The organism is Sphingomonas elodea ATCC 31461, assembly GCF_000226955.1.
Classification (GTDB): Bacteria; Pseudomonadota; Alphaproteobacteria; order Sphingomonadales; family Sphingomonadaceae; genus Sphingomonas; species Sphingomonas elodea.
Map to the genome: position 1 here is coordinate 25,524 of NZ_AGFU01000124.1, position 26,860 is coordinate 52,383.

Here is a 26,860-nt window from a genome sequence, read left to right on the forward strand (position 1 = left end):
GCGATGCACGTCCTGTTCCGCGAAACGCATGGGCTGGAGGAAAATGCCGTGCCCCAGGACCTCGGGCAGGCGCCCGCGGAGCTGGTCGTGCTGTCCTTCTCCGACAGCGACCTCGGTGCGTTCGCGGCGGCGTGGCATGGCGGCAAGGATGTGCTGCCCTCGCTGCGGCTGGCCAACCTGGCGGCGCTGATGCACCCGCTCTCGGTCGACACCTATGTCGAGCGGACCTTGTCGGGCGCGAAGGGCATATTGATCCGGCTGATCGGTGGCATGCCCTATTGGAGCTACGGCCTGCAGCAGGTGGAGGCGCTGGCGCGCGCGCGGAGAATAGCCCTGGCGGTGCTGCCGGCGGACGGTCGGCCGGACGCGCGGCTCGATGCGGCATCGACGGTGGCGGAGCCTGTGCTGCGGGAGTTGCGGGCCTTGTGTGATGCGGGCGGCGCCGACGCGGCGCGAGCGGCCTTGGGGGTGCTGGCGAGGGCGGCGGGGATCGGCGGTGACGCCGCTGCCCCCTACACCCCGCTACCGGGCTTCGGCCTGTGGCATCCGGAACATGGCGCGTTCCTACCCTATACCCGTCATCCCCGCGAAGGCGGGGATCCATTGGTGGGAACCTCTCGGACCCTGCCCCCAGCGTCCTGGCAAAGGGATCCCCGCCTTCGCGGGGATGACAGTGTGAGTGGGGATGCGGAGCGCCAAGGCTGGACCCGCACCGGCCGACCGCTGGTGCTGATCGTCTTCTATCGCTCCTATCTCGCCGCCTGCGACGTCGCGCCCTTCGCGGCGCTCCATGAAGCGTTCGAACGAAAGGGCTTCGACGCGCTGTCGATCTTCGTGCCCTCGCTCAAGGCGCCCGATGCCCGCGCACAGGTGGAGGCCTGGGTGCGCGCGCTCGCTCCCGCCGCGATCGTGAACGCCACCGCCTTTTCCGCCTGCGACGCGGCGGGCCGTTCGCCGCTCGACGCAGCCGGCGTGCCGGTGTTCCAGCTGGCGCTTGCCACCACGCCGCGCGCCGCCTGGGCAGGGGGCGATCGCGGTCTGTCGCCCGCCGATCTTGCCATGCACGTCGTCCTTCCGGAGATCGACGGCCGCATCTTTGCGGGCGTCGCCAGCTTCAAACAGGCGGAAGCGCGCGACGCGGCACTGGGCTTTGCGCGCACCGTCCACGCGCCGGAGCCCGAACGGATCGGGGCCATCGTCGATCGTGTCGCCGGCTGGATCGCACGCGCCGCCAAGCCCCCCGCCGAACGACGGGTCGCGCTCCTTCTCTCCACCTATCCGGGTAAGGCGTGGCAACTCGCCCATGCCGTGGGACTGGATGCGCTGGCCTCGGCCGAAGCCATTGCCGCCGATCTGGGCGTGCCGGTGACGCACCTGGCCGCGCGGTTGCAGGGGGAACGGCTGCACTGGCCGCTGGCCGACTATCGACGGGCCCTCGCCGCCCTGCCGGAGGCGCTGCGCACCGCGCTGGACGCAGCCTGGGGAGCGCCGGAGGCGGACAGCCTCTGCCATGAGGGCAGCTTCCATTTCCCGGCGCTGCGCTGTGGCGCGCTGCTGATCGCGCTCCAGCCCGAGCGGGGCGATCCCGCCACGCGGGAAGACAGCTATCACGACACCGCCCGTGTGCCGCGCCACGGCTATGTCGCCTTTTACCTGTGGCTGCGGGCGCAGGCGATCGACGCCCTGGTGCAGGTCGGTGCCCATGGCACGCTGGAATGGCTGCCGGGCAAGGCGGTGGCACTTTCCGATGCCTGCTGGCCCGAGGCCCTGGCCGGCGACCTGCCGATCCTCTACCCCTTCATCGTCAACGATCCGGGCGAGGCCGCCCAGGCCAAACGCCGCACGGGCGCGGTGACCATCGGCCATCTTCCGCCCCCGCTGAAGACTGCCGGAAGCGGGGCGGGGCTCGGCCGGATCGAGGCGCTGCTCGACGAATTCTCCAATGCGGTGGGCCTCGACCCCGCCCGGCGCGACCGGCTGCAGGTCGCGATCCGCGAAGAGGCGCGCGCGGTGGGGCTGGACGCGGAGCTGGGGCTCGACACCGCCACCAGTACCGCCGAGGCAATCACCCGGATCGATCGCTTCGTCTGCGACGTGAAGGAGGGCCAGTTCGGCGACGGCCTCCACGTCTTCGGGCGGGGCCAATGCGGCGCGGCGGAGCGGGACGGGCTGCTGGCCGGGCTGGCCGGGCGGCGCGTCCCGGCCGGGCCCTCGGGCTCGCCCTTCCGCGGTCGCCGCGACGTGCTGCCGACGGGCCGCAATCTTTACGCCATTGATCCCCGCGCGGTGCCTTCGCGCGCCGCCCACGCCCAGGGGATCGTTCTCGCCGACGAGCTGATCCGCCGGCATTTGCAGGACCATGGCGACTATCCCAAGGGGCTGGTCGTCGACCTGTGGGGTTCGGCGACGATGCGCACCGCCGGCGAGGAATTCGCAATGGCGTTGCATCTGCTCGGCGCGGCGCCCGTGTGGGACAGCGCATCGGAGCGGGTGACCGGCGTGGAGATCCTGCCGCTGGCGATGCTCGACCGGCCTCGGATCGACGTGACACTGCGCATCTCCGGCCTGTTCCGCGATGCCTTCCCGACGCTGCCCCAGCTGTTCGGCCAGGCGGTGCGGGCGCTGGCGGCGCGCGACGAGCCGGCCGACTGGAACCCGTTCGCCGGGCAGGTAGCGGGTGCGCGCGTCTATGGCCCGCAGCCGGGCGACTATGGCCTCGGCATGGGCGCCACGGTGGACACCTATACGGAGGACGCCCGGCGTGCTGCGGGGGAGGCGTGGCTCGTCGCATCCGATCATGCGTTCGACCTGCCCGAGGCGCAGGCCGATCCGGCGGGCATCCGCGCCCGGGTGGCGAGTGCCGATACCTTTGTCCATGTCCAGGACCTGGCCGAGACCGACCTGCTGCTCGCCGCCGACTATGCCGCGCACGAGGCGGGCTTCGCGGCGGCGAAGGCGCTCGGCGGCGGGCGGGCGGCGGCGCTCTATCATCTCGATAGCCACGATCCGGCGCGTGCCGTCGCGCGGCCGCTGACCGAGGAGGTCGCGCGGGTGGTCCGCGCCCGTGCGGCGCATCCGGGCTGGATCTCGGGCATGCTGCGCCACGGCTTTCGCGGGGCGGCGGAGATCGCGGCGACGCTCGACCATCTCGGCAGCTTCGCGCATCTCGCCGGTGCCGTCCCGCCCCAGCTGTTCGACCTCTATCACGACGCGACGCTCGGCGCGCCCGAGGTGCGCGCCTTTCTCGCCCGCGAGAACCCCGCTGCGCTCGCCGCGATGGAGGCGCGCTTCGCCGCCCTCCATGCCGCCGGTCTCTGGCCGACCCGGCGCAACTCCATCCTCGCCAGTCTGGGGAGCACGGCATGAGCGGCTTTGCGGTGCGCGGCTGGTGCCCCGATGCCTGGCGGCCGATGGCGGCGGGGGACGGACTGCTGGTGCGGGTGAAGCCCCGGCTGGGGCGGCTGACCCGCGCGGAGCTGGCCCTGCTCGCGGACGCTTCCGCACGCTTCGGCAACGGGCTGGTCGACCTGACCAACCGCGCCAACCTTCAGCTGCGCGGCGTGTCGGACGCGGGCTGGCCCGCGCTCCTCGACCTGCTGACCGCGCACGCGCTGGTCGATCCCGACCGGACCCGTGAGCGCCGGCGCACCCTGATCGTCGCGCCGGACTGGGAACAGGGCGACGACACGCATCGGATCGCCACCGATCTGCTGGCGCGCATCGACGCGCTGCCGGCGCTGCCCGGCAAGACGGGCTTCGTGATCGATGCCGGCCCGGCGCCGCTGCTCCGAGACGCACCGGGCGACTTCCGCATCGAGCGGGGCGAAGCCGGCGGCCTGATCCTGCGTGCCGAGGGGCGGGGCACCGGCATGCCGCTCGCACCTGGCGACGAGGCCGCGGCGCTGGCGCGGCTCGCCCGCTGGTTCGTCGATAGCGGCGGGGTGGCCGCCGGACGGATGGCCCGCCACACAGCGCCGCTGCCCGACTGGGCCTTGGGCACCGAGCCGCCCGCCGCACCCCGCACCGCGATCCTGCCCGGCGCGCACCCCATGGGGTCGGCCGTCGGCGCGCCCTTCGGCCAGATGACGGCGGACAGCCTCGCCGTCCTCGCCGGGCAGCCCATCGCGGCGGTGCGGGTCACGCCGTGGCGGGTACTGCTCGCCGAGGGCCCGCTCGCCGCCGATCCCCGCTTCCTCGCGGACCCCGCCGACCCGCTGCTGCGCACCGATGCCTGCGCCGGTGCCCCGGCTTGTCCGCAGGCGAGCGTCGAGACCCGCAGCCTCGCCCGCGCGCTCGCGCCGCAGGTCGACGGACGCCTGCACGTCTCGGGCTGCGCCAAGGGGTGTGCCCGCGCCCTGCCAGCGGACGTGACCGTAACCGGGCGGAACGGCCTGCTCGACCTCGCCTTCGACGCGACAGCCGGCGCGCCACCCGATCATGTCGGCCTCGAACCCGCCGCGCTCCTCGCCCTCCTCGGAAAGTCCTGATGCCGCACGTCTACGAAACCGATGGGACCGCCATCTACCGGCAGTCTTTCGCGACGATCCGCGCCGAGGCCGATCTCGCCCGCTTCTCGGCGGAGGAAGAGCCGGTGGCGGTGCGGATGATCCATGCAGCCGGGATGGTGGGACTGGCGCAGCATATCCGCTTTTCTCCCGGCTTCGCGCGCACTGCGCGGGCAGCCCTGCAGGACGGTGCCCCGATCCTGTGCGACGCAAGGATGGTCTCGGAAGGCATCACCCGCGCCCGGCTGCCGGCCAACAACCGGGTGCTCTGCACCCTGCAGGACCCGCACGTTCCTGCCCTGGCGCACGAGATGGGCACCACCCGCTCGGCTGCGGCGGTGGAGCTGTGGCGGCCGCATCTCGGCGGGGCAGTGGTGGCGATCGGCAATGCCCCGACCGCGCTGTTTCACTTGCTCAACATGCTCGAGGATCCGCACTGTCCGCGCCCGGCCGCGATCATCGGCTGCCCGGTCGGCTTCGTCGGCGCGGTCGAGTCCAAGGCGGCGCTCTGGTCCGCGCCACCGGTGCCCTGCTGCATCGTCGAGGGGCGGCTGGGCGGCAGCGCGATCACCGTCGCCGCGATCAACGCGCTGGCGAGCCGCGCCGAATGACCCCGGGCACGATCCACGGCGTCGGTCTGGGACCCGGCGATCCCGACCTGCTCAGCGTACGGGCCGACCGGCTGGTCCGCGGCGCGCGTCATGTCGCCTATTTCCGGAAGGCCGGGCGACCGGGCCAGGCCAGGCGCATCGCCGAGGGCATGCTGCGCGCCGACGCCATCGAACTGCCGATGGAATATCCGGTCACCACCGAGATCCCCGTCTCCGATCCGCGCTACAATGCCTGTCTCTCGGCCTTCTACGCGACCTGTACCGAACGCCTGCTGGCGCTGGCGCGGGCCGGCGAGGACGTGGTGGTGCTGTGCGAGGGCGACCCGTTCTTCTACGGCTCGTTCATGCACCTCCATTCCCGGCTTTCGGGGCAGGTGCCGGTGGCGGTGGTGCCGGGGATCACCGGCATGGCCGGCGCCTGGAACGCTACCGGCCAGCCGATCACCTGGGGGGACGATGTCCTCACGATTGCGATGGCCACGCTCCCCGAGGCGGAACTCGTCCGCCGCATCCGCGATACCGATGCGCTGGTGGTGATGAAGATCGGCCGGAACCTGGCCAAGCTGCGCCGCGCGGTTGCGGAGGCCGGGCGCGAGGACGAGGCCTGGCTGGTCGAACATGCCGCCATGCCGGAGCAGCGAGTGACTCCGCTCGCCCAGGCGACCAGCGTAACCCCCTATTTCTCGATCCTGCTCATCCACGGCCGGGGGCGGCGGCCATGAGCGGCTGGCTGGTCATCGCCGGGCTGGGGCCGGGGGACGACGCGCTGGTCACCCACGACGTGACCGAAGCGCTGGCCGATGCGACCGACATTGTCGGCTACATCCCCTATGTCGCACGGGTCGCGCCGCGCGAAGGGCTGGTGCTGCACGCCTCGGACAACCGCGTCGAGCTGGACCGCGCGGCGCTCGCCCTTGGCCTCGCCGCGAGGGGGCGACGGGTAGTCGTTGTCAGTTCGGGCGATCCGGGCGTATTCGCGATGGCGGCGGCGGTGTTCGAAGCGCTGGAGGCGGGACCGGGGGCCTGGCGCGCGCTCGACATCCGCGTGCTCCCCGGCATCACCGCGATGCTGGCAGCCAGTGCCCGCGCCGGGGCGCCGCTCGGCCATGATTTCTGCGCGATCAACCTCTCGGACAATCTGAAGCCCTGGGCATTGATCGAGAAGCGGCTGCGTCTGGCAGCGGAGGCGGATTTCGCCATGGCGTTCTACAATCCGCGCTCCAGGGCACGGCCGGAAGGCTTCGCCCGCGTGCTGGATCTGCTGCGCGACTGCTGCGGTCCGGATCGCTGGATGCTTTTCGCCCGCGCCGTCTCCACGCCGGAGGAGGAACTGCGGATCGTCTCCCTGGCGGACGCACGGCCCGACATGGCGGACATGCGCACGATGGTGATCCTCGGCTCCAGCCGAACCCGCCGCATCGACAGGCCGGGATCTCCGATCCTCTACACCCCCCGTTTCGTGGCGGAGGGCGCATGAGCGAGCCAGTCGAGCACCGCTTGCGGATCGGTCACTTCCCGCCGGGGCGGCAGCGCCGGACGGTCGATCATCAGCACCGGAATGCCCAGCGCGCGGGCGGCGACCAGCTTGGCCGCGGCGCCGCTGCCGCCGGCATTCTTGCAGACCACCAGATCGATGCCGTGCGCCGTCATCAGCGCCTGGTCGCCCGCCGGCGTGAACGGGCCCCGGTCGACCACCAGATGGTGGCGGGGCAGCACCGGGGGCTCGGCGGGAGGATCGACGAAGCGCAGGACATAGTGGTGCTGGGGCTGGGCCGCGAACGCCGCGACATGCATCCGGCCGAGCGCCAGCAGGATGCGCCGGGGCGGCCCGGCAAGCGCCGCCACCGCCGCGGCGATGTCCGGCACCCGTTGCCAGCGGTCCCCGGCCTCGGGTGTCCATGCCGCGCGGGTGAGCGCGACCAGCGGCACGCCGGCCTGTGCGGCGGCCGCCACCGCATGGCCGCTCATCGTCGCCGCGAAGGGATGGGTGGCGTCGACCAGATGCGTCACCCGCTGTTCGCGCAGATAGGCGGCCAGCCCCGCCACGCCGCCAAAGCCGCCGATGCGCACCGGCACCGGCTGGGGGCGGGGGCTGTCGGTGCGGCCGGCATAGCTGAGCGTCGCCGGCAGGCCATGCGCGGCAAGCAGGCGGGCGAGCGCGCTCGCTTCGGTGGTGCCGCCCAGCAGCAGGACGTTCGGCATGGCTGACTCCCCCTGGTTGACGATCCTCGGCCTCGGCGAGGACGGCGTGGACGGGCTGTCCGTGGCCGCGTGCGCGGCGCTGGACGCGGCCGAGCTGGTGATGGGTGCCGCCCGCCATCTCGCGCTGCTGCCGGGGCTTAGGTGCGAAGTCCGCCAATGGCCAGTGCCGTTCGCCGAAGGGCTGCCGATGCTGCTTGCCGCGCGCGGCCGGCGGGTGGTGCTGCTCGCCTCGGGTGACCCCTTCTGGTTCGGCGCGGGGAGCAGCGTCACGCGGGATCTGGCGCCGGCCGAGTGGATCGCCCATCCGGCGCCCTCCAGCTTCGCGCTCGCGGCCTCTCGGCTCGGCTGGGCGCTGCAGGATACGCCGTGCCTCGGCCTCCACGCGGCCCCGTTCACGCGGCTGCGGCCGCATCTCGCGCCCAGGCAGCGCCTGCTGGTGCTGGTCCGCGACGGACAGGCGGTGGCGACGCTCGCGGCCTGGCTCGACGGCCTCGGCTTCGGCCCGTCGGTGCTGCATGTCCTGGAGGCATTGGGTGGCCCGCGCGAGCGCGTCCGCGAGGTACAGGCGGGCAGCTACGCGCTGGCCGATGTCGCCCATCCGGTTACGATCGGGATCGAGGTGGCGGGCGAGGGGGCGGTGCTGCCGGCGACAAGCGGGCGTGCCGACACCTGGTTCGCCTCGGACGGCCAGCTGACCAAGCGCCCGGTGCGCGCGCTCACCCTGTCGGCGCTGGCGCCGCGGCCGGGGGAGCTGCTGTGGGACCTCGGCGCGGGGTCGGGGTCGATCGGGATCGAATGGCTGCTCGCACACCCCGCCAACCGGGCGATCGCGGTGGAAGCGGATGCCCTTCGGGCCGAGCGTGCCCGGGGCAATGCCGCCGCGCTGGGGGTCGATCGGCTCACCGTCCTCCATGGCCGCGCGCCCGACCTGCTGCCCGAAGGCGAGGCGCCGGATGCGGTATTCGTCGGCGGCGGGCTGTCGCCGGTGCTGCTGGAGGCACTGTGGGCGCGGCTGCCCGGCGGCACCAGGCTGGTCGCCAATGCGGTGACGCTGGAGTCGGAGGCGCTGCTCGCCCGCTGGCACGGCAAGGCGGGGGGCGACCTGATGCGGATCGAACTTGCCGACGCGGTGCCGCTCGGGGGGCGCCATGGCTGGAAGGCGCGCTATCCGGTGGTGCAGTGGAGCGTCACGCGATGATCGTCGCCGGCTTCGGCTATCGCTCGGGCGCGACCCTGGAGTCGCTGCGCGCCGCACTGGCGCTCGCCCAGCAGGGTGTTCCGCCGGTCACCCATGTCGCCAGCCTGCCCGACAAGCTGCCGCTGCTCGCCGGGTTCGGCCTGCCGATGCTTCCGACGGCGACGCTGGCGGGCATTCCCACGCCGACCCGCTCCGCCGCCAGCCTCGCCGCGCGCGGCACCGGCAGCGTCGCCGAGGCCGCCGCGCTCGCCGCCGCAGGGCCGGGCGCGCGGCTGCTCGTGCCGCGCATCGTCTCCCCCGACCGGATGGCGACCTGCGCCATCGCCCAAGGAAGCTGTCCATGACCGTCCATTTCATCGGCGCCGGCCCCGGCGCGCCCGACCTGCTTACCCTGCGCGGCCGCGACCGGATCGCGGCGAGCCCGGTGTGCCTCTATGCCGGCTCGCTGATCCCGGAGGCGATCCTGGCGCATTGCCCGCCCGGCGCGCGGATCGTGAACACCGCGCCGATGGATCTCGACGCCATCCTCGCCGAGATCGTGGACGCCCATGCCGCCGGGCACGACGTGGCGCGGCTGCATTCGGGCGACCTCTCGGTCTGGTCGGCGATGGGCGAGCAGCTGCGGCGGCTGCGGGCGCTCGGCATCCCGTTCACCGTGACGCCCGGCGTGCCGGCCTTCGCGGCGGCGGCGGCGGCGCTGGAGGCGGAGCTGACCTTGCCCGAGCTCGGCCAGTCGCTGGTCCTCACCCGCACTCCCGGCCGCGCCAGCCGGATGCCGCCGCGCGAGAGCCTCACCAACTTCGCCGCGACCGGTGCGACGCTCGCCATCCACCTCTCGATCCACAACCTCGCCACCGTCGTCGCCGATCTGCTGCCGACCTATGGCGCGGATTGCCCGGTCGCCGTGGTGTGGCGGGCGAGCTGGCCCGACGAGCGGATCGTCCGCGCGACCCTCGCCACCGTCGAGGCGGCGATCGCCGGCAGCATGGAGCGCACCGCCCTGATCCTGGTCGGCCCGGTGCTGGCCGCCGAGCAGTTCGGCGAGAGCAGCCTCTACGCGACCGGCTATGACCGCCGCTTCCGTCCGCAAAGCGCCACCTCGCGCTTCGCCGGGTCCGCCGAATGAGCCCGCCGGGCCTCGTCATCGCCGCCCCTGCCTCGGGCAGCGGCAAGACGATCGTCATGCTCGGCCTGCTGCGTGCGCTGGCGGGGCAGGGTGTTCGCGTGCAGCCGTTCAAGAACGGGCCCGATTATATCGACCCGGCGTTCCACCGCGCCGCCTGTGGCCGCGCCTCGTTCAACCTCGACAGCTGGGCGATGGAGCCGGGCCTGCTCGACGCCATTACCGCACGGGGAAGCGACGCCGATCTGATGCTGGCGGAAGGATCGATGGGGCTGTTCGACGGCGTCGCACACGCCGGTGCGAGCGGGACCGGTGCCACCGCGGACCTCGCCCGGCGGATGGGCTGGCCGGTGGTGCTGGTGCTCGACGTGAGCGGCCAGGCCCAGTCGGCGGCGGCAACGGCGCTCGGCTTCGCCCGGCTGGATTCCGCGCTGCCGTTCGCCGGCGTGATCCTCAACCGCGTCGCCAGTCCGCGGCACGAGCGGCTGGTGCGCGCCGGCATGGCGGCGGCCGGCATCGCGGTCCTCGGCGCGCTGCCCCGCCGCGCCGATCTGGCGCTGCCGGAGCGGCATCTCGGCCTCGTCCAGGCGGTGGAACATCCCGATCTCGACGGCCGGATCGACGCCTATGCCGCCTTTGTCGGCGCGCATGTCGATCTTGCCGCGCTGCGGGCCGCCGCCGCCGGACACCTCGACACGGCGGCAGGCACCGCCGCCCGCACCGATCCACCGGGGCAGCGCATCGCCATCGCGCAGGATGCAGCCTTCTCTTTCCTCTACCCGCATCTTCTGGAGGGCTGGCGGGCGGCGGGGGCCGAGATCCTGCCCTTCTCGCCGCTTGCCGACGAGGCGCCGGCCGCCGAAGCCGATCTGGTCTGGCTACCCGGCGGCTATCCCGAACTGTACGGCGGCACGATCGCCGCCGCGGGCACCTTCCTCGCCGGCCTGCGCCGCCACGCGGAGACGCGGCCGGTCCATGGCGAGTGCGGCGGCTATATGGTGCTCGGCGAGGCGCTGGTCGACAAGTCGGGTGCGGCGCATCGTATGGCCGGGCTGCTCGGGTTGGTGACCAGCCATGCCCAGCGCAAGATGCACCTAGGCTATCGCCGCGCGACGCTGAAGGCGCCGATGGCGAACGTCGCGGCGGGAGCCCGGATGACCGGCCACGAATTCCACTACGCCACCATCGTCTCCCAGACCGATGCGCCCCTCGCCGAGGTGACCGATGCCGAGGGCAATGCGATTGCCGAGACGGGATCGGTGCGCGGTCGGGTGACCGGGAGCTTCTTCCACTGGATCTCCACCGCATGATCGCGCTGCAGCTGATCGGCATCGGCACCGGCAACCCCGATCACCTGACCGGCGAGGCGATCCGTGCGTTGAACCAGGCGGATCTCGTCCTGCTGCCGCGCAAGGACAATGCCGCCGACCTGGCCGATCTGCGCCGCACGATCTGCGCGGCGGTGCTGACCCGGCCCGTGCCGCTCGCCGAATTCGACATGCCGGTGCGGGCGGGGGAGGGCGACTATGTCGCCGCGGTACACGACTGGCACGATGCCATCGCCGCCGCCTGGCGCGCTGCGATCGACGCGCATCTGCCCGGCGGCGGCACGGTGGCGCTGCTCGTCTGGGGCGACCCGTCGCTCTACGACAGCACGCTGCGCATTGCCGCGCGCCTGCCTGATACGGTCGTCCGTGTGGTGCCCGGCATCACCAGCATCCAGGCGCTCACCGCCGCCCATGCCATCCCGCTCAACCCGCTGGCCGGGTCGGTGACGATCACCACCGGGCGTCGCCTGCGCGCGGCGGGCTGGCCCCGAGGGGCGGAGGTGCTGGTAGTGATGCTTGACGGGTGCTGCGGCTTCCAGTCGCTCGATCCGGCCGGCATGTCGATCTGGTGGGGCGCCTATCTCGGCATGCCGCACCAGGCGCTCGACGCCGGGCCGCTGGCCGAGGCGGGGCCGCGCATCGTCGAAACCCGCACCGCGCTGCGTGCGCGGCATGGCTGGATCATGGATGTCTATTTGCTGCGAAAGGACCAAGGATGACCCGCGACGACGCCGCGCATACCGAGAAGATGCGCAAGATCCAGGCCGCCCGCGCGACGATGATGGAGACCAAGACCGAGGAGAAGGGCCTGCTCATCGTCCACACCGGCAAGGGCAAGGGCAAGAGCAGCGCCGCCATGGGCATGGTGGTCCGTGCGATCGGGCACGGGATGAAGGTGGGCGTAGTCCAGTTCATCAAGGGCGCGATGGTCACCGGCGAGAAGGCGGTGTTCGATGCCTTTCCCGACCAGGTCGAGTTCAAGCCGATGGGGGAGGGCTTCACCTGGGACACGCAGGACCGCGCTCGCGACATCGCCGTCACCCGCACCGCCTGGGACGAGGTGAAGCGGATGATCGCCGACCCTTCCTACGACATGGTGCTCGCCGACGAGCTGAACATCGCGCTCCGCTACGAGTATCTCCCGCTGGACGAGGTGCTGGCGGTGTTCGGCGCGCGTCCGCCGATGAAGCACGTCATCGCTACCGGCCGCAACGCGCCCGATGCCTTGATCGAGGCGGCGGATCTGGTGACCGAAATGACCCAGGTGAAGCATCCGTTCCGCGCCGGTGTGAAGGCACAGAAGGGGATCGAGTTCTGAGCGAGGGTCCGGCCTTCGACGCGGCCTTTCTGCGCGATTTCGACACGCTGCTCCGCTGGCGCCGCGATGTGCGCCACTTCGTCGATCGCCCGATCGCCGAGGCCGAGATGCAGGCGGTGCTGGCGACGGCGGCGCTCGCCCCCTCGGTGGGCAATGCCCAGCCCTGGCGCCTGGTCCGCATCCGCTCGGCCGGGTGCCGGGCGGCGCTCGCCGCGCATGTCGACGCCAGCAATGCCCGCGCCGCCGAGCGCTATGCGGGCGAGGCTGGCCAGGCCTATCGCGCGCTCAAGCTCCACGGCATCCGCGAGGCGCCCGAACTGCTCGCAGTCTATTGCGACGAGCGGCCCCGGGCTGGCCAAGGCCTCGGCATTGCGACCATGCCGGAGATGCTGCGCTATTCCTGCGTCACCGCGGTTCACACTTTGTGGCTGGCCGCGCGCACGCGCGGGCTGGGGATGGGCTGGGTTTCCATCCTTGAACCCCAGGCGGTCACCGCCCTGCTCGACGTGCCGGACGACTGGACGCTGATCGCCTTGCTCTGCCTGGGCTACCCCGCCGGGCCATCCGACCTTCCCGAACTCGAACGCCGTGGCTGGCAGGCGCGCGAGCCGCTGGCCGACCGGTTGTTCGAACGCTGACTTCCAAGGAGAATTTCCATGCTTACCCCCGTGCCCGAAGGACCCGCGATCGTGGTCTGCAACACCTGCCGCCTCTCCGCCGAGGCGCGCGAGGACGGTGAGGGCCGGCGCGGTGGCGCGCTGCTGGCGGCGGCGCTCACCCAGCAACGCGACACCGATCCCCGCTATGCCGGCATCGCCATCCAGGAGATGCCCTGCCTGTTCGCCTGTACCGAGCATTGCACCGTGCACCTGCGTGCGCCGGGCAAGGTCGGCTATGTCCTCGGCCGCTTCACGCCCGATACCGAAGCGGCGGACGCGATCCTTGCGTATGCCGCCCATTATGCCGAGAGCGAGCATGGCCGCGTGCCGTTCGGGCAGTGGCCGCAGGGCGTGAAGGGGCATTTCATCGTCCGCGTGCCCCCGGCCGGGCAAGTCGTGGAGGGCTAGGCGGGAAAGGGGGGGCGCGCGCGCCTCCACCGTTCGACCGGATCAGAAGCTGAAGGTGACCTCGGTGAAGCCGTAGCGGGTGTTGCCGCTTTGCGGCGCCCGCGGCGCGTTTCGCAGGAACCTGCCCTTGGCGAGAAGGGATAAACCGACGCCCAGGCGCACGCGGTTAGGCTTCAGCCAGCGGCGGAGGCGGGTGTCGAGCTGTGTGCCGGCATAGCGGCCGGCGGCGCCGCGCGGATCGCGCAGGCCGGTGCTGGCGAAGGTGTCGGTCGCGTTCTCCAGCCACAGCGGGCGAACCGCGACATAGCCGTCCGAGCGCTTGCCCGGCCGCGCTTCCAGGCGAACCTCCGGCGAGCTCAGGTTCGCACGGCCGATAGGGCCGTAGAGCCCGCTCGGCCCATATTCGAAGACGCGGGCGCCGAAGAGCGTGTCGAACCGGCCATATTTCCCGCCGGGGCCGTCGCCGCTGGCGCGATCATAGGACAGGACGAGGCGCGGCGACCAGGGAGCCTTGAAGGTGCGGCCGATGCTGGCGTGCACGAAATAGGCACCGACGGACAGGTCCGCACGATCGCTCGCCGCGGTGCTGGCGCGGGCCTTGCCCCGTTGCAATATGGCCTCCACCTCGAAGTCGAGGGCACCGATGCGCGCGGGCCGCCAGACGCGGATGCCGCTCGTCCAGAGGCGGCGATCGCGGGTTGCGAAGTTCGGCGCGTCCCGCTCGGCCAGCCGATAGACATAGCCCTCCAGGCTGGCGCCGGCGATCACCCGGGTCTTCACGCCGCGCGCACCGAACAGCTGCTGCTCCAGCCGCTCCCGGTTGAGCGCCACGTCATTGTCGAGGATGCTGTCGCGGTCGTTGGGCAGCCTGTCCTGCGGCATCACCCAGAACAGCGTCGCGCCGTCGCCGGCCTTGGTGTACCAGTCGAAGCGCGCGCCGGTGAACGCGTTGGTGGAGTTCCGGAACACCTGCCGCGACACCAGCCGCCGCGAGCCCAGGTCCATCGTCATCCGCCCGACCTGCAGCATGGCGGTGCGGGTCAGCTCGGCGGTGACATAGGCCTGGACCGGCTCGAGCGTGTCGACCTCGGTGGTGCCGGTCGAGGAAGGCTGCCGATCGAAATAGGTTCGCGCATCCTGAAGCTCGCCGCCGATGCGGACCGGCCCCTTGCGATATTCCGCATGGGTCAGCGTGCGGACGAACAGCGCTCCCGTGTCGCGGATGCCGGGGCGAAACTGGCCGTCAATCCCCTCGAACCGAACCCGAACACTCCCCTCGATCTGAAACCCGTCTTCCTGGGCGTGGAGCGTTGCCGGCGCGATGAGAGCCAGCGGCACGAGCAGCCGAAGCACCCGCAAACCCGTGGTCCGTGCAGCCTGGACTAGCCCGATATTCGGCAACGCATACCTCGTGTTCGGATCCCGCCCATGGCGGGATGGGCAGATGATAGGCTGCATTATAGAGGCGCGGGCGCAGCGCGCGGGCGCCTTGCCGCGTTCAAGGGAAACCCCCTACCGCCTGGAGATGTCGATCGGTTCCGCCAATGCCGGTCGAGAGGGCCAAGCCAACGACACGTTTCGGTACCAGCAGGGCTACGGGGCGCTATCGCTCACTGCGGAGAAGCCGGTGGCTTGGATGTCGATGCGGCGCGTGGGATAGGATACCATAGCGCGTTCACGATCACCCAGCGGTCGCCAAAACGACCCATGTGAAAATAGTCCACGAACCATTTGGTTTCGAGACGAACCGAGGCTGTGTCGCTGGTTCGGTCCAGGATGCGGCACGCACGTTGCCACGCTTCCCGCGGTGTCCGCAGCACGCCTTGCCGCGTCAGGTCGACCAGTTCCTCCTTCGTCATCCGGCGAAGACCCAGCCGCTCGTCCGGCGTATCGCCGATAATCGCGCGCTTTGCGAGATCGGGGTGCAGGGATCGCGCGACACGCTTGGGGTCCCCTTCCAGTTGGCCGTCGATATAGTCCAGGCAGGTCGCTTCGATCTGCGCTACGGCCACGTCGTCCGTCTGCGGGACAGGGCCGGCGCTCAGCAGCGCGATCGCCAGTGCATGTATGAACATGGGAATGCTCCCCCTTATGCTTGGCACCCCGACATCCGACTTTGGCGTGCAGGGTTGCCGGTAGTTGTTTGGCCGCGATCGTGCAGCCCAGCGGATGGCATTGGTCAGGATGCGCCGGTACTTGGGATCGTCATAGGCCTCCGGCGTATGTCCGAATTATGCCGTGCATCCTGCAGGACGGGTGCGGCCTCGTTCAAGGCCAAAGCGTGGCCCAGCGGCGGCGGGCCTTGGATCAGGGCCGGTCGTCGCTACACTTCAATCTGGAGGCAAGCGCGACGCCGACGACGATCTGCAGCGCGCCATAGGCCCGTCGCCGACCCGGTCGATCGGCAAACGGCCGGACGAGCACATCCACGGCCGGTACGTTCGATCGCCAGAGCGCAACATGGCGCCGGGGTTGCAGCAATCCGAGCAGGCCATCGCCGATCATGAACACCGCCGCCATTTCCGCTGACCGCCGCATGCCGAGGGCAAGCGCTTTCGATCCATCCATACAGTCTCTCCCGCGGCTTCGATCTGCCGCTTCCAGGCCACCAACGCGTCGGACGTGCAGCCGGACGCTGCCGTCAGGCCGATCCCCGTTCAATTGTAGTAATAGGGCGATCGTCTGGCCCAGACAGTATCCGGATAGCGGCTGTGCAGCAGCTGAAAGGCGCGCTTGCTCAGCTGGTTGTGGTTGCTGCCCCAGCGTCCCACCCGGTTGAGCCGGTACAGCGCTTCGCCGGCACGCGGGTCGCGCGGATGGGCGGCGACATAGGCCAGCGCCTCCTCCCACAGCGTCGTGCCGCCGGACCTGCCGCGATCGATATCGGCGGCACGACGGAATGCGCCGCGTTCACGGAGCGCCGCCGCCTGCAGGGGCACGGCAAAGGGCGCCGGGCGGGAGGGAAAGGCTTCGCCGCAGCGGCCGTTGCAGGTGAGGTCGACGACGCCTTCCCGCCCGTCGTCACGCACGCCGCCCCACCATAGATCTTGATAATAGGCTTTCAGGGCCGGGAAGGAGGCCGGCGCCATATTCCGCGGCGGCCGTACGAACCAGTCGTCCCAATAGCCGCCGAACGACGCTTCCGCGCCATGGGGGCGGGTATAGTCGGCGAGATCGGTACGCAGGCTGGGAATCTTGGCCATGACGAAGATTTCGGCGAAGCGCTTGTCGGAGCCGGGCGGCGTTCGCAGGATCCTTGCCCAGTCGGTGCGGACCTGGGGCAGCAGGGTAGCGAGGATCCCGGCGGTCTCGTTCACCGCCGCGTCGCGCCCCAGCAGCACCGCGCGGACATAGTTGGTGAGGGCGAGGTCAAGCCGCAGTTCGGCAGGCAGATCGGCGCTGCGTCCCAGTGCCAGCCGTTCGGCGAGCGGCAGCCGATCGATCGTCATCCGCGCGTCGTCGCCCAGGCCGAGCAAATCCTTACCGCGCCGACCGAGCTGCGCCTCGGCGAGGACGCCGAGGCAATCGGCCGTGCCGGGCTCGCAATAGGGCTGGCGCAGCGCATAGGTGGTGAAGTCGGCGAGGCTGGTCGAGAGCTGCGCGCGGATCGACCGGAAGATGTTGCGATCCGACGGTGTCAGGTCGCGGCGGGCCAGCAGCGCGTCGACTTCGGGACGAAGTGTCGCGTCGGGCACGCGGCCGATGCGCAGCCGCAGCAGGTGATAGCGGGCAGTGAGCCAGGCGGGATCGTCGGCGGCGAGGCGATCGGCGGCCTGGGCGAGCGGGAGCATCCCGTCATCGTCCGGGCGGGCAAGACCGAGCGCGGCGATCAGCCAGGCGGTGCGATGCGTCGCCTGCCAGCGATCGGTGGCGTGGGAGAGCCCCTCCTCGCGATTGCGCGCGCCCAGCGTCGCGATCCAGTCGGCTGCTTCGGGCTTGTCGGGCTTGTCGGTCGACAAGCTCCAGTAATCCTTGAACTGGACCGCGATGTCCGGCGTAGGCGACGTCGCGTTCAGCACGCGATCGAGCCGGTCGCGGAGCGTGGCGGGGTGTTCGTTATAGTCGAGCACCTGCTGCATCCGGACGACTTCGCCCTTGCCATAGGTGTCGTCCGGCGCGGCGGCGAGCGTAGCGATGGCGGCATGGGCACGGACGAAGGCCGCGGGGTCGCGCGAGCGGAGTGCCGCCCGCTGGATGGTGCGGGTCTGGAGGTACAGCGCAAGCTTCTGCCAGGGCGAGGCGGGGTCCCGGCCGATCTCGGCGAACCCGGCCTCGGCGTCGGCGAGGCGGCCGTCATAGAGGGCAAGCGCTGCCTGCTGATACAGCCGGTCGGCGCGCAGCCAGGCCGGGGCGCCGGGATCAAGCGGCGGCAGGGTGATGCTGTCCTTGCTGCACGCCTCGAACACGCGATCTTGTGCTTCCACCCAGGCGCGCACCCAGGGGGAGGACGCGCCGTGCGCCGCGATCCGCGCTTTGAGCGTCGCCGCGGCGGTGGTGAAGGCGTCGCCGAAGCAGGTTGGAATGGAGGTGTAGTTGGGCCCCTGCCGCTCGGTCGATATCCAGTAAAGCTCCCCGTCGATGCCGGGCACCTGCCGCCGCGCCTCGAGCCATACCCCGGTGAGATCCTGCCCATCGCCGCAACAGGGGGTGGCGAGCGCCTCCACGGCGTCGCTACCTGTTTCCAACCCGGTAAGCAGCCGCCAGTCGAGATACCGCACCGCGGGCGGCGCACTGGGCTTGACGATGCCGACGGTACCGGCGGCGAAGGCGGCGCGGTCGATCGGGCGCAAGGCATGGCTGGTGACATAGTCGAGGATCGGGCCTGGATCGCCCGAGCCGGATGCCTGGCTTCCCCCCAAGACCACGACACATGCGGTCGCCGCGAACCACCATCCCCGCTTCATCGCCATTGCTCCACCCGTTTTCGCACCGCATCGAAGGTGGAGGGCGTCCAGCTTTGCGGGGCAAACAGGTAGATCCTACGCCCTTGCGGTATGCGAGCAATGGGGCTGTCGGCGGACAATGCGAGTGCGTTGCGGCAGGCCGGTTCCGCCCAGTCGCCGCCGCGTTCGATGCGGGCGCGGATCGCGGCGCCGCCCCGGCCCATGCGGAACAGCATCGGCACGATCTCGTCGACCGGCAGTGCGCCCAGCCAATCCTCCTGACACCAGCTGGCGATCGCGGTCATCGACAACGATATGGTTGCCGGCAGGCCGGCGCGGACGTCGTGGAGCAGATCGATCAGCACCTGACGCTGCGACTGGCGCACCTCGAAATCGATCTGCACGCGAGGCGAAGGCACAACGCGGGCAAGGTGGAGCACTGCGGTGCCGACGCGAGCGCGCAGCGCGGGCGTCCAGCGGAGCGGTCGGCGGTCGTCAATCTGGACGTGGACGACGGCGGTAGTCGGCGGCTTGTCGGTGCGCAGTGGAGAATGGCGGCCGCGGGCGAGGAAATTGTCCCCGGCAAGTTCGACGAATCCCGTCTGTACGGCAATCTCGGCGTCCTCCGGCAGAAATCGCAGATCCTCGGGCCGCTCCCATGCCCAGACGACCAGCGGCGGCCACGGCGTCGCGGGCTTGCAGGCGGACAAGGCTAGAAGCGGAAGCAGGACGAAGCGGCGCACGCCCCCCTTAGAGGGTTGAACGCTCTATTATTCAACCCGATTGAATATCAAGGGAGATGCGGGATTCACGCACACAACAGGCTGTGAGACAATCCACTGCGTCACAACCTCGGCCTTTGAAAAGGTGAAGGTGGTGACCCCTACGGGAATCGAACCCGTGTTTCAGCCGTGAAAGGGCCGCGTCCTAACCGCTAGACGAAGGGGCCAACTGCGTGGCGTGGAGCGGCCGAATAGGGGGCGATTCCAAAGTCGTCAAGCACTCATTCTGCCCATGCAGCATCTTCTATGTGCAATTCTGCCGCCGGGCGGCTGCCCCAGGTGTCGACCTTGGCGCGACCTGCCAGCCAAAGGCGGCGGTGCGAGGGGGCGGAGAGCAGCGCCTGGCCCAGCTCCGAATCGGCCTGGCGGAAGGCGACCGCCTTCATGCTGCGGCCGTCCGGGCCGGCCACGATCACCCGGACATGGCCGCCGGTACCGACGATATCGGCCTTGAGCACGCGCACCGGTCCTGCTGCGATCCGCGGGGCGGGCCAGCCCATGCCGTAGGGACCACCGGCCTCCATCGCCTCGACCAGCATGGGGTTCACGCCGGCGGGGCTCAGCACCGCGTCGAGCAGCAGCGCGCGCTCGCCCCGTGCGGCTGCGATTCGCTCCGCCAGACGCTCCTCCAAAAACGCGGCGAGCGCGTCGACCCGGTCGCCGGCGACCGTCACGCCGCAGGCCATGGCGTGCCCGCCGCCGGCGATCAGCAGCCCCGCGTCCTTCGCCGCCAGCACCGCCGCGCCGAGATCGACGCCGGGGATCGATCGGCCCGAGCCCTTGCCGATACCGTCATCCCCCACGGCGATCACCAGTGCCGGGCGGCCGAACTTCTCCTTCAATCGTCCTGCAACGATGCCGATCACGCCGGGATGCCAGCCCTGGCCGGCGACCAGCGCCACCATCCGGTCCTCGCCCGTCACGCAAAGCGATTCGGCAGCGGCCTGGACCTCGGCCTCGATCGCACGACGTTCCTCGTTGAGCAGGTCGAGCTCGGCGGCGATCGCGCGCGCCTCGGCGGGATCGCGGGTCGTGAGCAGGCGGACGCCCAGGTCCGACTTGCCCACACGACCACCGGCATTGATCCGCGGCCCGAGCGCAAAGCCGAGATCGGTGCAGGTCGGCGCGCGGGTGAGGCGCGATGCCTCGATCAACGCGGCCAGGCCGATGTTGCGGCGCTGCGCCATCACCTTCAGCCCCTGCGCAACAAAGGCCCGATTGAGCCCCTTCAGCTGCGCCACGTCCGCGACCGTGCCCAATGCCACGATGTCCAGCAGGTCGAGCAGGCGCGGCTCCTGGCGGCCGACGAAATAGCCGCGTGTGCGCAGCGTCCTGACCAGTGCCGCGCCCAACAGGAAGGCGACGCCCACGGCGGCGAGATGGCCATGCTCGGCGCCCTCGGTCTCGTCCAGCCGATTGGGGTTCACCAGGGCATGGGCGACCGGCAGTTCGCTCGCGCATTTGTGATGATCCACGACGATCACGTCGGCATCCACGTCGCGGGCCATGGCCAGCGCCTCGAACGCCTGTGCGCCGCAGTCGACGGTGACGATCAGGCCATGGCCCTGCTGCTTCAGCCGCACCAATGCCTCGCCCGAGGGGCCATAGCCTTCCATCAGCCGGTCCGGGATGTAGGGGGTGGCCTCCAGCCCGAGGTCGCGCAGCAACAGGATCAGCAGCGCGGCGGAGGTGGCGCCGTCGACATCGTAATCACCGAAGATCGCGACCTGCTCCCGCGCCACGACGGCATCCGCCAGGCGCTCGGCGGCGCGGTCCATGTCTCGGAAGATCGAAGGGTCCGGCATGAAGGCGCGGATGCTGGGGGTGCGGTGCCGCTCCAGATCGGCGCGGTCGACACCGCGGGTCAGCAGCAATTGGGTGACGAGATCGTCGGGCGCGAAATTCGGGTCGCGCGCATCGGCGGCCAACCCACGCCAGCGCCAGGGCTGGCCCAGGATCGAACGGTGAACATTAAGGGCAGGGGACATGCTCCCGATGTGGCCGGTGCGACCCCGCTTGTCGAGGGTGGACGCCCGTCCCGCACGCCGGAGGGGCAGGCGTGCGGCGCGGGGCGGGATGGCAGCCGTCAGGCCGCCTGCAGCATCTGCGCAAGGTCCGCGCGGGCCTCGCCGGTCGGGCGGATGTCGAACCTGTCGATGAGGATGCCGAGCACTTCGGGGGTGAGGAACTGCGGCAGCGTCGGCCCCAGATGGATGCGGCGCAGGCCCAGATGCAGCATCGTCAGCAGCACCGCCGTCGCCTTCTGCTCGAACCAGCTGATCGCATAGTGGAGCGGCAGATCGTTGACGCCGACCCCCAGCGCGTTCGCGACGGCCGTGGCGATGCGGATCGCCGAATAGGCATCATTGCATTGACCGATATCAAGAACGCGGGGGATACCATTGATATTGCCAAGCTCCTCACGGTTGAACCGGAACTTGCCACAGCCGATGGTGAGGACGAGGCTGTCCTTCGGTGTCGCCACTGCCAGATCGTGGAAATAGTTGCGACCGGGCCGTGCGCCGTCGCAGCCGCCGATCAGGAACAGGTTCTTCACCTCGCCCGTGCCGATCATGCCGAGCAGCGTATCTGCCACGCCCATCACCGTGTTGCGGGCGAAGCCGATGGTGATGGTCGTCTCGGCCGCGTCTTCGGCAAAGCCGGGCTGCGCGAGCGCACAGGCGATGGCCGGGCGGAAATCATGGTCGGTTAGGTGCGGCAGGCCGTTCCAGCCTACGGGACCCGCCGTGAAGATGCGGTCGCCATAGCCCTTCAGGTTCGGGTTGATCAGGCAGTTCGACGTCATTACGATCGCGCCGGGGAAGGCGTCGAAATCCTTCTGCTGGTCCTGCCATGCGCCGCCATAGTTGCCGGCAAGATGCGGGAACGTCTTCAAGCCAGGATAGGCGTTTGCGGGCAGAAGCTCACCATGCGTGTACACCAGCACGCCGGTGCCCTCGGTCTGCTGGAGGATAGCCTCCAGGTCACCCATGTCGTGGCCGGAGACGAGCAGGCACTTGCCGGCGCGCGGGGTTATCCGCACGACCGTCGGCTCCGGGTGGCCGAAGCGGCCGGTATTGGCGGCGTCGAGCAGTTCCATCACCTTCAGGTTGAGCGCGCCGATCGCCATCGCGTTGCCGAGCAGCGCATCGACATCGCTGGGGTCGGTGGCGAGGAAGGCGGCGATGCGGTGGAGCTCGGCCGCGATCGCATCCTCCTCGAAGCCGAGCACCCGGGCATGCTCGCCATAGGCGGCGGTGCCCTTCAGCCCGTAGAGGATCAGGTTGCGCAGCCCGACGATGCTTGCGCCGTCGCGATCGAGGAAGCGCTGGATCGCGGCGAAGGGAGCCGCGGCGGCCAGTTCCGCGGGGGTCGTGCCGGGGTTCCAGGTCGCCGGCTCGGGCAGGCTGGCCAGGTCCGCACCGGCTGCTTCTGCCAGCCGTCGCGCACGCTCCCGCAGCGTCAGTGCGCGGGCGATCAAGGGCACGAAACGGGTTTCGTCGAAGTTCACGTTGGTCAGGGTGGTGAACCAGGCATGCAGCGTGAACGAGTCCACCTCGGCATCGCGGGCCCCGCACGCCGCGGCTCGATCGGCATAGGCAGAAACGCCCTGCAGTACCCGCAGCAGCACGTCCTGCAGGTTCGCCACCTGCGCGGTCTTGCCGCAGGAGCCGATTTTGACGGCGCAGCCGCCTTTGTTCGATTGCTCGCACTGAACGCAGTACATCGCCGTCTCCGGTAAAGCTGAATGATAAATTCCACTTATTTGGCGACCGGGGGCGCAACGTTGATCGGAGTCAAACCGCCGTAATTCTTGCCTGTGCAACTGCACGTTTTGCCAGCTATGAAGAAGCCAGATGCAACTGACTCGCCACTCCGATTATGCGCTGCGTCTGCTGATCCATCTCGGCAGCATGGGTGATGGGCGCGTATCGATCGCGTCGGTGGCCGAGGAGCAGGACATCTCGGCCACGCATCTGATGAAGATCGCGAACGGCCTTTCCCATGCCGGCTTCATCGAGGCGGTGCGGGGACGCGGCGGCGGTATCCGACTCGCGCGTGACCCCATGGAGATCAACCTCGGTGCAGTGCTCGACGTGACCGAGCCGCGCTGCCCGATGGTCGACTGCACCGGGTGCAAGCTGGTGCGTGGATGCAATCTGCCGGGCGTGCTCGACGAAGCTCGGCGCGCCTTCATGGACGTGGTGCGGCGCCATACCCTGGCCGACGTGCTGCGCGGACGCGCGGGGATGCTCTGGCCGCCCCGCGCGGCGTGACGCTCAGTCGGCGTCGACGACCCCGGAGCGATAGGTGGTGATCGGGGCCTTGATCCACGCTTCCTCGCGGAACCATTTGGTGATGATGTATTTTGTGCCTTCGACCACGCGCATGCCTTCGTGCAGCGTGTCGTAGTTCGGGCTGCCGTCGGTCAGCATGTTGTTCCAGATCACCAGCAGACCGCGCTTGGGCTTGAAGCGGATGCCGGCGCGCGGAAACCAGGTGGCGCCGCCTTCTTCCACGTCGTTGAGATAGGCCATCGCGGTCCAGGTGCGCTGGCCGCCGGTCTCCAGCATCTTCTCCCAATAGCCGCTGTCTTCGTGGAAATAGTCGCAGTGGGCGCGGAACTGCTGGTTGGGCGCATAGCGCTGGCCCTGCATCGTCTCGGCATTCTCGACCGGAATGCCGAGGAGGTCCGCGATGCGGTTGTCGATCGCCTGCACGTCCGGTGACCAGCGATACAGGTCCGAACTGTGGCTCGTGCGATAGTCGGGATCGTCGGTCGCCGCGAGCAGCGTCGAGGGACGCGCATTGCTGTCGATCAGCGCCATCAGCATGTCGCAGTCGGCGTCGGTGAAGAAGTCCGGATAGGTATAGACCTGGGCCAGTTCCACCTTGGCCCGCCGGACATTGGGGTTGGCGTCCAGTCGCGCCGCCACGTCGCGCCCGATCTGTGCCCGCTTGGTGGAGGGCGATCCCTTGTTGTTGCCGTTCGTCTTGCTCACGCGCGAACTCTTTGCCGCCCGGGTCCGCGATTGCAAGGGCAAGGGGCCGACATCGCTGCCGGCCCCTGCATGCTTACCAGAAAATGCCGTAGATCACGTCGACCACCTGGCCGGTGTCCACGTCGACGAGCAGCGCGTCGTCATAATAGCGGACCCAGCGATACGGCCCCCAAACGTCGGGCAGGCGATAGGAATAGGGATCGCTGATCCAGTATTGCGGGGCGAACAGGAAGCTGTCGATCCGGTAGCCGATCGAGAAGCGACGATAGCCGTAGCTCCAGCGCGCCGGCGGATAATAGCGCGGCAGGCGGTACAGGCTGCGGTTATAGTCGCGATAGGCGCGCCAGTCGTAGCGGTGATCGCTCCGCCAGCCATTGTTCCAGACGCCGCGGTCGCCGCGCCAACGCTCCGCCCGATCCCAGTCCCGCCGGTCGTTCCAACGACGATCGCCGTCCCGACGCCCCCAGTCGCGATCGCTATTCCAGTTGCGGTTAGCGTTCCAGTTGCGGTCGCGGTTCCAGTCGGGACGGGGCTGGTTGTCCCAGCGACGGTCCTGCACGGCGGGATCGCGACGCCCGCCGCCGCGGTTCCGCCAGTCCGGCCGGTCGCCGCCACGCCAGTCCCGCGGGGGCTGGGCGGGCGTCGGGGTGCCCTGCGGCTGCTGGAAGGCGGAGCGAGGCACGCTGTCGGGCCGGCGCCAGTCCCCGCGATCCTGCGCCTGGGGCGCTGTCTGCGGGCGCTGCCACGAACCGCCGCTGTCCGGTGCGCGAGGGGCGCCTCCACCCCAGCGCTGGCCATCGCCGCGCAGACCTTCAGGGCGCATCCAGCCTCCGTTGCCGCGATGCTCGCCGCGCTCCTGGGCGATGGCGGCGGCGGGAACCAGCGCGGTTGCGGCTGCGATCGCCGCCAACAGCATCCTCTTCATCGAACCATTCTCCGGTGGCAGCGGCGGAGTCGCCGTGCCGATGCTGCCTCAATTAAGACTTCGCTGCTGAGCCGGTTCTGAATTGCCTCGTCAGCCAAATGAAAGCATTCATCCTGCGTCGGCCGGATCTCCGCGGGCGATGCGCGCCGCATCCTGGATGGCGGCCACCAGTCGCGGATAGATGCCGCATCGGCAAATATTGGGGATGCCCTGGCGGACGTCTTCCTCCGACGGATTGCGGTTGGTGCGGATCAGGATGGCGGCGGCCATCACCATGCCGGGGATGCAATAGCCGCATTGCACCAGGTTGGCGGCGAGGAAAGCCTGCTGCACCGGATGGCTGCGATCGGCTGAGAGCCCTTCGATCGTGGTGACGAACGTGCCCTCGATCGCGCCGATCGTCTCGCGGCACGCAAGCCGCGCGGCGCCATCGATATCGACGGTGCAGGCGCCGCAGTCACCGGTGCCGCAGCCATATTTGGTGCCGGTAAGGTTGGAAGCGTCGCGCAACGCCCAGAGCAGCGGCGTCTGCGGATCCATGTCGTACTGGACCGGCTGGTTGTTGACGGTGAACCGAGTCATGCCCCCAACCCTAGCGGGAAACGACGGGTTTCCGAAACGGCCATTGTCGCCGGGCGCCGGCCGCGCGACATGTCTGGCATGACCTTGCCCGCGCTCTTCCTGCCCCATGGCGGCGGCCCCTGCTTCTTCATGGATCCCGCCGGTGGCCCGCCGGACCCGATGTGGCGGCCGATGCAGGCCTATCTCGCGGGACTGATCGCCAGCCTGCCGGAGCGCCCGCGTGCGATCCTGCTGGTCTCGGGGCATTGGGAGGAACGCGACGTCACCGTGCATGTCGGCGACGGGCAGCCGTTGCTGTTCGACTATTATGGTTTCCCGGAGCATACCTATCATCTGCGCTGGGACGCGCCGGGTGCTCCCGACGTCGCGCTGCGTGCCAAGTCGCTGCTGGAGGCGGCCGGCTTCCCCGTCGGCGTCGAGCGCGAGCGGGGCTGGGACCACGGCGTGTTCATTCCGATGAAGGTCGCGGTGCCGGATGCCGACATTCCACTCGCCCAGCTGTCGCTGCGCGCAGACCTCGATCCCGCCGCGCATGTCGCGATCGGCAAGGCGCTGGCGCCCTTGCGCGACGAAGGCGTGCTGATCGTCGGCTCGGGCATGAGCTTCCACAATCTTCGCACCCGCGGCCCCCAGGCGACGCCCTATGCCGATGCCTGGGACGATGCGCTGGTCGCGGTGGCGACCGATCCCGACCCGGCCCACCGCGAAGCGCGGATCGTCGCCTGGCGCGATCTGCCCCATGCCGAATTCGCCCATCCGCGCGAGGAGCATCTGCTGCCGCTGATGGTCGCGATGGGCGCGGGCGGCGAGGGGCCTGCCGTTTGCGACTATCGCGACCATGTGTTCGGCTGGGCGGTGAGCGGGTTCCGCTTCGGCTAGTCGCGCCAGCTCCGGTCGATCCGGTCGACGAGCCGCACCATCGCCGCGAAGTCCGCAGCGCCCGGGCCGCCCGGCACCTGCGCCATGTGCATGTCGCGCTGGTGGACGGCGACGACCTCGGGCGAAATCTCGATCGGCTGGCCCATGCTCATCGTCGCGACCTGGATCTCGCACGCACGCTGCAGCGCCCAGTGCTTGACGAACGCCTCGGGCAGCGTGCGGCCCATGGCAAGGATGCCGTGGTTGCGCAGCAGCATCACCCGCTTGTCGCCGAGATTGGCGAGGAGCCGCTCGCCTTCCTCGTCGCGCACGGTCACGCCTTCGAAATCATGATAGGCGATCTGGCCGATGAAGTTGCATGCGTAGAAATTGGTCGGCCGCAGCCCGCCTTCCAGCGAAGCGACCGCCATGCCGGCGGGGGGGTGGGGGGGGGGGGGGGGGGGGGGGGGGGGGG

Annotated in this window: 27 protein-coding genes and 1 tRNA gene; 15 read left to right on the forward strand and 13 right to left on the reverse strand. The window is 70.2% G+C overall.

All coding sequences use genetic code 11. The features are described from left to right. The first annotated feature begins 3 nt into the window (after positions 1-3). Genes cobN through cobJ form a run of 5 tightly spaced genes read left to right on the forward strand, consistent with a single transcriptional unit; the run spans position 4 to position 6,593 of the window. A complete protein-coding gene (gene cobN / locus KK7_RS0119630) occupies positions 4-3,366 on the forward strand; it encodes a cobaltochelatase subunit CobN (RefSeq protein ID WP_010546346.1) in 3,363 nt (1,120 codons plus the stop codon). Further along, positions 3,363-4,487 (forward strand): precorrin-3B synthase, encoded by a 1,125-nt coding sequence (locus KK7_RS0119635; protein ID WP_010546347.1) that lies wholly within the window; start codon positions 3,363-3,365, stop codon positions 4,485-4,487. Before cobN ends, KK7_RS0119635 begins: the two co-directional genes overlap by 4 nt. Further along, the gene (locus KK7_RS0119640; protein ID WP_010546348.1) at positions 4,487-5,116 is read left to right on the forward strand and encodes a precorrin-8X methylmutase; all 630 of its coding nucleotides are present in this window, start codon (positions 4,487-4,489) and stop codon (positions 5,114-5,116) included. Before KK7_RS0119635 ends, KK7_RS0119640 begins: the two co-directional genes overlap by 1 nt. Beyond that, positions 5,113-5,838: a precorrin-2 C(20)-methyltransferase gene (locus tag KK7_RS0119645; protein WP_010546349.1), complete on the forward strand. Its 726-nt coding sequence runs from the start codon at positions 5,113-5,115 to the stop codon at positions 5,836-5,838. Before KK7_RS0119640 ends, KK7_RS0119645 begins: the two co-directional genes overlap by 4 nt. Beyond that, positions 5,835-6,593 (forward strand): precorrin-3B C(17)-methyltransferase, encoded by a 759-nt coding sequence (cobJ, locus tag KK7_RS0119650; RefSeq protein WP_010546350.1) that lies wholly within the window; start codon positions 5,835-5,837, stop codon positions 6,591-6,593. Before KK7_RS0119645 ends, cobJ begins: the two co-directional genes overlap by 4 nt. Here the strand turns inward: cobJ and KK7_RS0119655 are convergent. Next, positions 6,560-7,318 (reverse strand): cobalt-precorrin-6A reductase, encoded by a 759-nt coding sequence (locus tag KK7_RS0119655; protein ID WP_010546351.1) that lies wholly within the window; start codon positions 7,316-7,318, stop codon positions 6,560-6,562. The two genes, cobJ and KK7_RS0119655, sit on opposite strands and share 34 nt — an antisense overlap. On the opposite strand from KK7_RS0119655, the gene KK7_RS0119660 reads away from it, so the two are divergent. The 8 genes from KK7_RS0119660 to KK7_RS0119695 are packed head-to-tail and all read left to right on the forward strand — an operon-like array spanning position 7,317 to position 13,352. Continuing rightward, entirely contained in the window at positions 7,317-8,516 is a 1,200-nt protein-coding gene (locus tag KK7_RS0119660; RefSeq protein ID WP_010546352.1) for a bifunctional cobalt-precorrin-7 (C(5))-methyltransferase/cobalt-precorrin-6B (C(15))-methyltransferase, read from the forward strand. The two genes, KK7_RS0119655 and KK7_RS0119660, sit on opposite strands and share 2 nt — an antisense overlap. Further along, positions 8,513-8,860 carry a cobalamin biosynthesis protein gene (locus KK7_RS0119665; RefSeq protein WP_010546353.1) on the forward strand — a complete coding sequence of 116 codons (348 nt, stop codon included), beginning with the start codon at positions 8,513-8,515 and terminating at the stop codon, positions 8,858-8,860. The genes KK7_RS0119660 and KK7_RS0119665 overlap by 4 nt, the downstream gene beginning before the upstream one ends. Then, positions 8,857-9,642 (forward strand): precorrin-4 C(11)-methyltransferase, encoded by a 786-nt coding sequence (cobM, locus tag KK7_RS0119670; RefSeq protein ID WP_010546354.1) that lies wholly within the window; start codon positions 8,857-8,859, stop codon positions 9,640-9,642. Before KK7_RS0119665 ends, cobM begins: the two co-directional genes overlap by 4 nt. Beyond that, a complete protein-coding gene (locus KK7_RS0119675; protein WP_010546355.1) occupies positions 9,639-10,949 on the forward strand; it encodes a cobyrinic acid a,c-diamide synthase CobB in 1,311 nt (436 codons plus the stop codon). The genes cobM and KK7_RS0119675 overlap by 4 nt, the downstream gene beginning before the upstream one ends. Further along, complete coding sequence (cobF, locus tag KK7_RS0119680; RefSeq protein WP_010546356.1) at positions 10,946-11,686, forward strand: precorrin-6A synthase (deacetylating); 741 nt, start codon at positions 10,946-10,948, stop codon at positions 11,684-11,686. The genes KK7_RS0119675 and cobF overlap by 4 nt, the downstream gene beginning before the upstream one ends. Then, complete coding sequence (cobO, locus tag KK7_RS0119685) at positions 11,683-12,285, forward strand: cob(I)yrinic acid a,c-diamide adenosyltransferase (RefSeq protein ID WP_010546357.1); 603 nt, start codon at positions 11,683-11,685, stop codon at positions 12,283-12,285. Before cobF ends, cobO begins: the two co-directional genes overlap by 4 nt. Then, positions 12,282-12,923: a 5,6-dimethylbenzimidazole synthase gene (gene bluB, locus KK7_RS0119690; RefSeq protein ID WP_040599477.1), complete on the forward strand. Its 642-nt coding sequence runs from the start codon at positions 12,282-12,284 to the stop codon at positions 12,921-12,923. The genes cobO and bluB overlap by 4 nt, the downstream gene beginning before the upstream one ends. An 18-nt stretch (positions 12,924-12,941) precedes the next feature. Continuing rightward, on the forward strand, positions 12,942-13,352 hold the full coding sequence (locus KK7_RS0119695; RefSeq protein WP_010546359.1) for a DUF1636 domain-containing protein: 411 nt from the start codon (positions 12,942-12,944) through the stop codon (positions 13,350-13,352). A gap of 42 nt (positions 13,353-13,394) precedes the next feature. On the opposite strand, the gene KK7_RS21380 is transcribed toward KK7_RS0119695, so the two are convergent. The 8 genes from KK7_RS21380 to hcp all read right to left on the reverse strand — a co-directional run bounded on the left by KK7_RS21380 (position 13,395) and on the right by hcp (position 22,744). Next, positions 13,395-14,705: an alginate export family protein gene (locus tag KK7_RS21380; protein ID WP_040599470.1), complete on the reverse strand. Its 1,311-nt coding sequence runs from the start codon at positions 14,703-14,705 to the stop codon at positions 13,395-13,397. Positions 14,706-14,962: 257 nt separating this feature from the next. Next, entirely contained in the window at positions 14,963-15,427 is a 465-nt protein-coding gene (locus KK7_RS0119705; RefSeq protein ID WP_010546361.1) for a nuclear transport factor 2 family protein, read from the reverse strand. 232 nt (positions 15,428-15,659) lie between these two features. Then, positions 15,660-15,890 carry a hypothetical protein gene (locus KK7_RS0119710; RefSeq protein ID WP_237709264.1) on the reverse strand — a complete coding sequence of 77 codons (231 nt, stop codon included), beginning with the start codon at positions 15,888-15,890 and terminating at the stop codon, positions 15,660-15,662. Between the two features lie 119 nt (positions 15,891-16,009). Further along, entirely contained in the window at positions 16,010-18,256 is a 2,247-nt protein-coding gene (locus KK7_RS0119715; protein ID WP_100207650.1) for a hypothetical protein, read from the reverse strand. Beyond that, positions 18,253-18,978 (reverse strand): hypothetical protein, encoded by a 726-nt coding sequence (locus tag KK7_RS0119720; RefSeq protein ID WP_010546364.1) that lies wholly within the window; start codon positions 18,976-18,978, stop codon positions 18,253-18,255. The genes KK7_RS0119715 and KK7_RS0119720 overlap by 4 nt, the downstream gene beginning before the upstream one ends. A 131-nt stretch (positions 18,979-19,109) precedes the next feature. Then, a tRNA-Glu gene (locus KK7_RS0119725) sits at positions 19,110-19,184 on the reverse strand. 54 nt (positions 19,185-19,238) lie between these two features. After that, positions 19,239-21,005, reverse strand: a complete 1,767-nt coding sequence (recJ, locus tag KK7_RS0119730) for a single-stranded-DNA-specific exonuclease RecJ (protein WP_029623471.1) — start codon at positions 21,003-21,005, stop codon at positions 19,239-19,241. 98 nt (positions 21,006-21,103) lie between these two features. Then, positions 21,104-22,744: a hydroxylamine reductase gene (hcp, locus tag KK7_RS0119735; protein ID WP_010546366.1), complete on the reverse strand. Its 1,641-nt coding sequence runs from the start codon at positions 22,742-22,744 to the stop codon at positions 21,104-21,106. A gap of 130 nt (positions 22,745-22,874) precedes the next feature. On the opposite strand from hcp, the gene KK7_RS0119740 reads away from it, so the two are divergent. Continuing rightward, complete coding sequence (locus tag KK7_RS0119740) at positions 22,875-23,294, forward strand: RrF2 family transcriptional regulator (RefSeq protein WP_010546367.1); 420 nt, start codon at positions 22,875-22,877, stop codon at positions 23,292-23,294. Between the two features lie 3 nt (positions 23,295-23,297). Here KK7_RS0119740 and KK7_RS0119745 read toward each other — a convergent pair whose 3' ends face one another. From KK7_RS0119745 to KK7_RS21385, 3 genes are all read right to left on the reverse strand, one after another. Next, a complete protein-coding gene (locus KK7_RS0119745) occupies positions 23,298-24,020 on the reverse strand; it encodes a prolyl hydroxylase family protein (RefSeq protein WP_010546368.1) in 723 nt (240 codons plus the stop codon). 73 nt (positions 24,021-24,093) lie between these two features. Continuing rightward, positions 24,094-24,945, reverse strand: coding sequence for an RcnB family protein (locus KK7_RS0119750; protein ID WP_010546369.1), 852 nt, complete (start codon positions 24,943-24,945; stop codon positions 24,094-24,096). A gap of 108 nt (positions 24,946-25,053) precedes the next feature. Then, positions 25,054-25,527: a (2Fe-2S)-binding protein gene (locus KK7_RS21385; RefSeq protein WP_010546370.1), complete on the reverse strand. Its 474-nt coding sequence runs from the start codon at positions 25,525-25,527 to the stop codon at positions 25,054-25,056. 78 nt (positions 25,528-25,605) lie between these two features. On the opposite strand from KK7_RS21385, the gene KK7_RS0119760 reads away from it, so the two are divergent. Further along, entirely contained in the window at positions 25,606-26,406 is an 801-nt protein-coding gene (locus KK7_RS0119760) for a DODA-type extradiol aromatic ring-opening family dioxygenase (protein ID WP_010546371.1), read from the forward strand. Here KK7_RS0119760 and KK7_RS21390 read toward each other — a convergent pair. Beyond that, a partial coding sequence (locus tag KK7_RS21390; protein ID WP_193378039.1) for a class II aldolase/adducin family protein occupies positions 26,403-26,860 on the reverse strand: 458 nt, incomplete at its 5' end. The genes KK7_RS0119760 and KK7_RS21390 overlap by 4 nt on opposite strands.

Bases quoted from the DNA above. Each gene is read 5' to 3' on its own strand.
- cobN (WP_010546346.1), top strand. From the start codon at position 4: ATGCACGTCCTGTTCCGCGAAACGCATGGGCTGGAGGAAAATGCCGTG.
- KK7_RS0119635 (WP_010546347.1), top strand. From the start codon at position 3,363: ATGAGCGGCTTTGCGGTGCGCGGCTGGTGCCCCGATGCCTGGCGGCCG.
- KK7_RS0119640 (WP_010546348.1), top strand. From the start codon at position 4,487: ATGCCGCACGTCTACGAAACCGATGGGACCGCCATCTACCGGCAGTCT.
- KK7_RS0119645 (WP_010546349.1), top strand. From the start codon at position 5,113: ATGACCCCGGGCACGATCCACGGCGTCGGTCTGGGACCCGGCGATCCC.
- cobJ (WP_010546350.1), top strand. From the start codon at position 5,835: ATGAGCGGCTGGCTGGTCATCGCCGGGCTGGGGCCGGGGGACGACGCG.
- KK7_RS0119660 (WP_010546352.1), top strand. From the start codon at position 7,317: ATGGCTGACTCCCCCTGGTTGACGATCCTCGGCCTCGGCGAGGACGGC.
- KK7_RS0119655 (WP_010546351.1), bottom strand. From the start codon at position 7,318: ATGCCGAACGTCCTGCTGCTGGGCGGCACCACCGAAGCGAGCGCGCTC.
- KK7_RS0119665 (WP_010546353.1), top strand. From the start codon at position 8,513: ATGATCGTCGCCGGCTTCGGCTATCGCTCGGGCGCGACCCTGGAGTCG.
- cobM (WP_010546354.1), top strand. From the start codon at position 8,857: ATGACCGTCCATTTCATCGGCGCCGGCCCCGGCGCGCCCGACCTGCTT.
- KK7_RS0119675 (WP_010546355.1), top strand. From the start codon at position 9,639: ATGAGCCCGCCGGGCCTCGTCATCGCCGCCCCTGCCTCGGGCAGCGGC.
- cobF (WP_010546356.1), top strand. From the start codon at position 10,946: ATGATCGCGCTGCAGCTGATCGGCATCGGCACCGGCAACCCCGATCAC.
- cobO (WP_010546357.1), top strand. From the start codon at position 11,683: ATGACCCGCGACGACGCCGCGCATACCGAGAAGATGCGCAAGATCCAG.
- KK7_RS0119695 (WP_010546359.1), top strand. From the start codon at position 12,942: ATGCTTACCCCCGTGCCCGAAGGACCCGCGATCGTGGTCTGCAACACC.
- KK7_RS0119705 (WP_010546361.1), bottom strand. From the start codon at position 15,427: ATGTTCATACATGCACTGGCGATCGCGCTGCTGAGCGCCGGCCCTGTC.
- KK7_RS0119710 (WP_237709264.1), bottom strand. From the start codon at position 15,890: ATGCGGCGGTCAGCGGAAATGGCGGCGGTGTTCATGATCGGCGATGGC.
- KK7_RS0119715 (WP_100207650.1), bottom strand. From the start codon at position 18,256: ATGAAGCGGGGATGGTGGTTCGCGGCGACCGCATGTGTCGTGGTCTTG.
- recJ (WP_029623471.1), bottom strand. From the start codon at position 21,005: ATGTCCCCTGCCCTTAATGTTCACCGTTCGATCCTGGGCCAGCCCTGG.
- hcp (WP_010546366.1), bottom strand. From the start codon at position 22,744: ATGTACTGCGTTCAGTGCGAGCAATCGAACAAAGGCGGCTGCGCCGTC.
- KK7_RS0119740 (WP_010546367.1), top strand. From the start codon at position 22,875: ATGCAACTGACTCGCCACTCCGATTATGCGCTGCGTCTGCTGATCCAT.
- KK7_RS0119750 (WP_010546369.1), bottom strand. From the start codon at position 24,945: ATGAAGAGGATGCTGTTGGCGGCGATCGCAGCCGCAACCGCGCTGGTT.
- KK7_RS21385 (WP_010546370.1), bottom strand. From the start codon at position 25,527: ATGACTCGGTTCACCGTCAACAACCAGCCGGTCCAGTACGACATGGAT.
- KK7_RS0119760 (WP_010546371.1), top strand. From the start codon at position 25,606: ATGACCTTGCCCGCGCTCTTCCTGCCCCATGGCGGCGGCCCCTGCTTC.